The organism is Rahnella perminowiae (assembly GCF_019049755.1).
GTDB lineage: Bacteria > Pseudomonadota > Gammaproteobacteria > Enterobacterales > Enterobacteriaceae > Rahnella > Rahnella perminowiae.
Map to the genome: position 1 here is coordinate 1 of NZ_JAFMOS010000313.1, position 4,356 is coordinate 4,356.

7 protein-coding genes are annotated in these 4,356 nt (G+C 47.0%); 2 read left to right on the top strand and 5 right to left on the bottom strand.

What is annotated here, in order from left to right; translation table 11 throughout:
• Nucleotides 1-881, top strand: an 881-nt coding sequence (locus J1785_RS03005) for a hypothetical protein (RefSeq protein WP_238483045.1), incomplete at its 5' end; no start/stop codon positions are given.
• Nucleotides 882-1,095: 214 nt separating this feature from the next.
• On the opposite strand, the gene J1785_RS03010 is transcribed toward J1785_RS03005, so the two are convergent.
• The 4 genes from J1785_RS03010 to J1785_RS03025 all read right to left on the bottom strand — a co-directional run bounded on the left by J1785_RS03010 (nt 1,096) and on the right by J1785_RS03025 (nt 3,497).
• On the bottom strand, nt 1,096-1,668 hold the full coding sequence (locus J1785_RS03010) for a hypothetical protein (RefSeq protein ID WP_217218774.1): 573 nt from the start codon (nt 1,666-1,668) through the stop codon (nt 1,096-1,098).
• A gap of 405 nt (nt 1,669-2,073) precedes the next feature.
• Complete coding sequence (locus tag J1785_RS03015) at nt 2,074-2,523, bottom strand: hypothetical protein (RefSeq protein ID WP_217218775.1); 450 nt, start codon at nt 2,521-2,523, stop codon at nt 2,074-2,076.
• 12 nt (nt 2,524-2,535) lie between these two features.
• Nucleotides 2,536-3,291 carry a hypothetical protein gene (locus J1785_RS03020; RefSeq protein ID WP_238483046.1) on the bottom strand — a complete coding sequence of 252 codons (756 nt, stop codon included), beginning with the start codon at nt 3,289-3,291 and terminating at the stop codon, nt 2,536-2,538.
• A gap of 32 nt (nt 3,292-3,323) precedes the next feature.
• Nucleotides 3,324-3,497, bottom strand: coding sequence for a hypothetical protein (locus J1785_RS03025; protein ID WP_217218776.1), 174 nt, complete (start codon nt 3,495-3,497; stop codon nt 3,324-3,326).
• A gap of 171 nt (nt 3,498-3,668) precedes the next feature.
• On the opposite strand from J1785_RS03025, the gene J1785_RS03030 reads away from it, so the two are divergent.
• Complete coding sequence (locus J1785_RS03030) at nt 3,669-4,127, top strand: hypothetical protein (protein ID WP_217218777.1); 459 nt, start codon at nt 3,669-3,671, stop codon at nt 4,125-4,127.
• A 41-nt stretch (nt 4,128-4,168) separates the two neighbouring features.
• On the opposite strand, the gene J1785_RS03035 is transcribed toward J1785_RS03030, so the two are convergent.
• Nucleotides 4,169-4,356: hypothetical protein (locus J1785_RS03035; protein ID WP_217218778.1), on the bottom strand; the 188-nt coding region annotated here is incomplete at its 5' end.

The window sequence follows — 4,356 nt, forward strand, 5'->3', positions numbered from 1 at the left end:
GCACTAATACAAAATGGGTTTTATTTTTAGCTTCTGATGCTCCTGATCCAGAAGACAGACACGTACGTGATTTGCTTTTTGGGATTCATTGTTTAGAATCGTCAGGTATAAACCCCGCTGACATCTATATATACATTGATGGGCAAAACATGGGAATGATTAACCAATGGATATCAACTGGTACGAACAATCAATATAATGTTTTAACAGTTAATGATTTTTTTGCCTCTTCTGCTCAAAATACATATGAAAACATGGTGCTTTTTGTCACAGGTCACGGAAGTATGAACGGGATCAGTTCTCCGCAACCAATAACTCCGTTTATGCTTTTGCAATGTATAAAATCGACACCCAATCTCAAGCAAGCTGTTGTTTATCTAGGTCAATGCTATGCAGGGACTTTCAACTATATCGGTGCAGGAAGAGGCCAAACCTACCATGGAACCAAAGGTCCAGATGTCATTTTCATTGGCGCAACTAATCTACATGAAAGTTTGAGCTCGTCGACTACAGAAGCTCTACTTGCTGGAAACGCCTCCTGGATTGCTAATTTATTTCTGTTACATGTTTTTAAGTGGTTTTTTAATCCCATTGATGTTGATGGTGATGGCCAGCTAACAATAATGGATTCCTATAAGTATGCTGGTGTATCTTCAAACTCGATGAATAAAACAATTAAAATCCAATCCTTTGTTAATTCCATAGGTTTACACGCTCAATGGACTACAGCTAAGAGCGCGCATAGTGCTGCACCATCACCACAAACACAATTAGTGTTAGATGCGGTACAAGCACAATATGTTACGGAATTAACAATAAACTATACGCATCAAGAATGCTGGATTCTGAATGCAATCCCAGCACAATCAATTAGTATATAACTAATTACGAAGGTTCCCAAGACCCATTCACCCGGTCTTACTTAGTATTTCAATCACCTCAGCAAGGATATTATAAACTATCACCTAAGGTGATCTCATAGTGAAATGTTGTCACCAAAACCGATTTCCAACACTGTAAGTTTAGCGCTCTACTTCGAAATATATCATTACGAAGCTCTAAAAGCTTGAGGAGTGCGGCTCTAATGCCGCTATATTACTCATCATTTCCGAGTGCGTAGAGCAATGCTGGGATCACTGGGTAGGTATCAGACTCATCCTCGACCACGTAGAGCACATATTCCCGGCAGTGGCCGACAACATCAACAGCAGAAAGGCCGAACGCACCACCTGCGACAATTTCAGGCTCCCATTGAGGGCAATCATTCATCGCCAGCCGGTAGCCGCCAAACGTCATAGGCGGATTATTTGGCCCTTCACTCAGATAGAGGCCTACGGCTTTAGCCGCCAGCGCTGCACGTTCGTCTTCGTCCATATCAGCAGCCCGGCCCGTGCACTGGGCTAAACGCCGCTTAATATCAGCAACGCTTATTTCCACCAGCTCTTTACCGGCTATGGGCTGGCTCTTAGCGGATGTCGTTTTTCCGGTGGCGTTTTTCATGCGCGGATCATGACTATCACGAAACTGCCTCAGATAGGTATCACAGGCCGCCTGATCAATCTTGCCGCCTACCCGCGCCGGAAACCCCTGTTTGGCTTCCCAGGTGTAAAGTGCCTGGCGACTCATGCCGGCGTGTTTTGCATACTGGCTGACGCTCATAAAACTCATTGTGCTGACTCCCGTTCTGTCGTGGCCACCTCTGCGATCTGTCAACCGGCGGGCGGCAAAGTGTCAATCAAACTGTAAAGTGTCAACCGCTTGACACTTTTTCTGTCAACTTGACACTTTCAGCCGGAAAAGTGTCAATCAAACTGTCAATCAAAATCACCGCCAATTTCCCGCCAGACCTTGCCATCCCTGATAATTAACAATCGCGCAACAAAAAGTGACAAGTGTAAAGTGTCAATCAAATTCAAAATTTCATAGCTAGTGAAACCACGCGGCGTGCAATGCCCGTGCAATAAAAAGGACCGGGGAAGGACCCATTTTTTTCTGGGCCTTCCGCGTTGTTCTGTAAAGCATTCAGGCAACACCAGCAGCAACTGGCAGGCAGATTCTTAAGTCTTCAACTGCCTACGACTCCACGAATTTATCCAGTGCCCTGAGAGCCGCATTGAACCCAGCGCTATACCCGTTGCTGTCCTGATGAAGTGTGCTGTATGTGAAAACCTCGAGATTGCGATCTTCCGTATCCAGACATTCCCAGCCAGAACACACGGTATTCATTTTTCGCTTCGTGAAGTTGCTTAGGTGGCGAGCGCTGACGGCCAACGTCTCAATAGCCAGCTCGGCCGGTTCGCCGCGTTCAATGAGCTTCAGCGCAAGAATGGGGTTGTTCCTTGCTGCCCGGGTGACGGCTATCTGATGGGCATTAGAGTGCGACGATAACTTTTCTGGTTCATCTGCCTGAGTATCGCCGCCGAACAGCGACAACATGCGGCGCTGTTCCGGTGAGCGCAGGCCAAACGGCCCGCTGATTTGCGGGCTGTAACTTTCGAAATTGAGGTGACTGAAGTCTCTCATGCCGCTCACCAGTTATTGTGCTGACGTATCAGTAGCGGGCAGGCCAACGTCCAGACGTGACTTGATCAGCGACGCTTCATTCACTGGATTGGCAGCTTTACCGCTTACACGCTTGCTGTCACCCGGCAGAACGACACCGGTCGCACGCATACGCTGATTACGCCGGGCAGTCGCATTGGCCACTTCCTGTTTGTATTCTTCATCAGCCTGGCGCCGGGCCTCCACGTTGTCCGGCGTATTCGGGTTATCTTCATTCGCCATCTGGTTCATGGCTTCCAGGAATGACTGGTGCTCATCGTCGGTCAGCGGCTCTTTTAGTTTCTCCAACGCCCGGGCAGCACGTTCACGACCAGCACGATAGCCGTTCGCATCACTATGCCGATTTGAGTAATTTAAAGCTGTTAGTACCTGGTCTTCCTCGTCCTGAAACTCCCAGGTCGGATCTCTCGTTTCCATGAAATTCTGGGTAAATTTGGACAGTGCCTGTGGCGCATCAGTCAGTTGAGTAATAATTTTCTTTGACGATAGGTCTGTGTCATTCAGCAGGCGCATAGCCAGAATGGGATTGGCTTTGGCTTCGTCCGAAACGGCAACGTTATGCTCCCGGCTGTGCTGACTCGGCTTGGCAACGATAATTACCTTCTCTTGTTGCTTAGTCTGGTCAAGCAGCGCCGGGGCATCGTTACTGGCGCTGAAAAGGTGCCCGAAAGGACCCGTTCCTGCAGTTGCTTTGCTATTGTTGCTAAAGAGGTGTTTGAATGATTTCATCGATATATCCGTCACTGTGATTATCTGGCTGACTAAGGCAGAACGCGCTTACTCAGTGCTTTATCCATAATTCCCCGCGCGATGGCGTGGAGGCTGGGCGTGATCCCAAGCGGCGATTTAGCCCGCTCCTCTGCCTGTATACGCACCAAAGAATTCACCTGTTCCTGACTGAGAAGAATGGGCTTCACTCTCGCTTTGCTGGTCATAAACCCTCCGAAACCCTGATATAAACACAGTATTTAGTATTGCATAAAATGCAACATGATAAATAATTATTGCAATAATAGGGATATTAATGTTTCATGCATTCAGGCTGTATACGTGTTTACAGCAGGCAATACGGACCATTGGCATATCTACGTTTACGGTGTGTACAGATGACAGACAAAAAACCAAGCAGGCTTTTTTCGTTCAGGGTTCCGGCAGATGTTGCCGGGGAGATAGAGCAAGCAGTAAGGATTTCAGGAAAGGATAAAACGGCATGGATGCTGGCGGCTGTTCTGGAGAAGCTGGGTAAACCGAGTGAATCACTATCTCCAGAATCACGGATGGAGGTACTAATTGGTCAGATGGAAGCATTGCTGAGTAGCTCAGCAACTGCGCCGGGGCATGATCCAGCGCCAGCCGGTGCATCAGAAGTCACTACAGCTACAACTGCGAAGGATGTGATTACTCAGATGGTTGAGGAGTCAAAGCGCCAGAGCATTCAGTCCAGCAACAAGGCTATTATCTCAAGACTAAACGAATTAGGGATTAATCCAGCACGCGGTACGCACTGGACCACTAATTCAGTTGACAGCATCAAACGGAGAATGAAAAGAACATTGGGGCTTTAAGAGAGGCCCGTTCGTGACTGGTCAATATAAAATGTTAGGATTTAGAATCTTCGCAGTGAGCTTTGACTGAAGGGGATTATTTCCTCCGCAGGAAAAACATGGAAAACTGTTTTTTCATATAGTTCATTTAATTCCTCTGCTGTAATATTAATAGGAGTTACGCTAAAACCTTTCTTTAAATGTCGTTCGAATAAAATTAATGCCTCATCATAAAAAGAAACCATTAAAT

Bases quoted from the DNA above. Each gene is read 5' to 3' on its own strand.
- J1785_RS03010 (WP_217218774.1), bottom strand. From the start codon at position 1,668: ATGAGTTTTATGAGCGTCAGCCAGTATGCAAAACACGCCGGCATGAGT.
- J1785_RS03015 (WP_217218775.1), bottom strand. From the start codon at position 2,523: ATGAGAGACTTCAGTCACCTCAATTTCGAAAGTTACAGCCCGCAAATC.
- J1785_RS03020 (WP_238483046.1), bottom strand. From the start codon at position 3,291: ATGAAATCATTCAAACACCTCTTTAGCAACAATAGCAAAGCAACTGCA.
- J1785_RS03025 (WP_217218776.1), bottom strand. From the start codon at position 3,497: ATGACCAGCAAAGCGAGAGTGAAGCCCATTCTTCTCAGTCAGGAACAG.
- J1785_RS03030 (WP_217218777.1), top strand. From the start codon at position 3,669: ATGACAGACAAAAAACCAAGCAGGCTTTTTTCGTTCAGGGTTCCGGCA.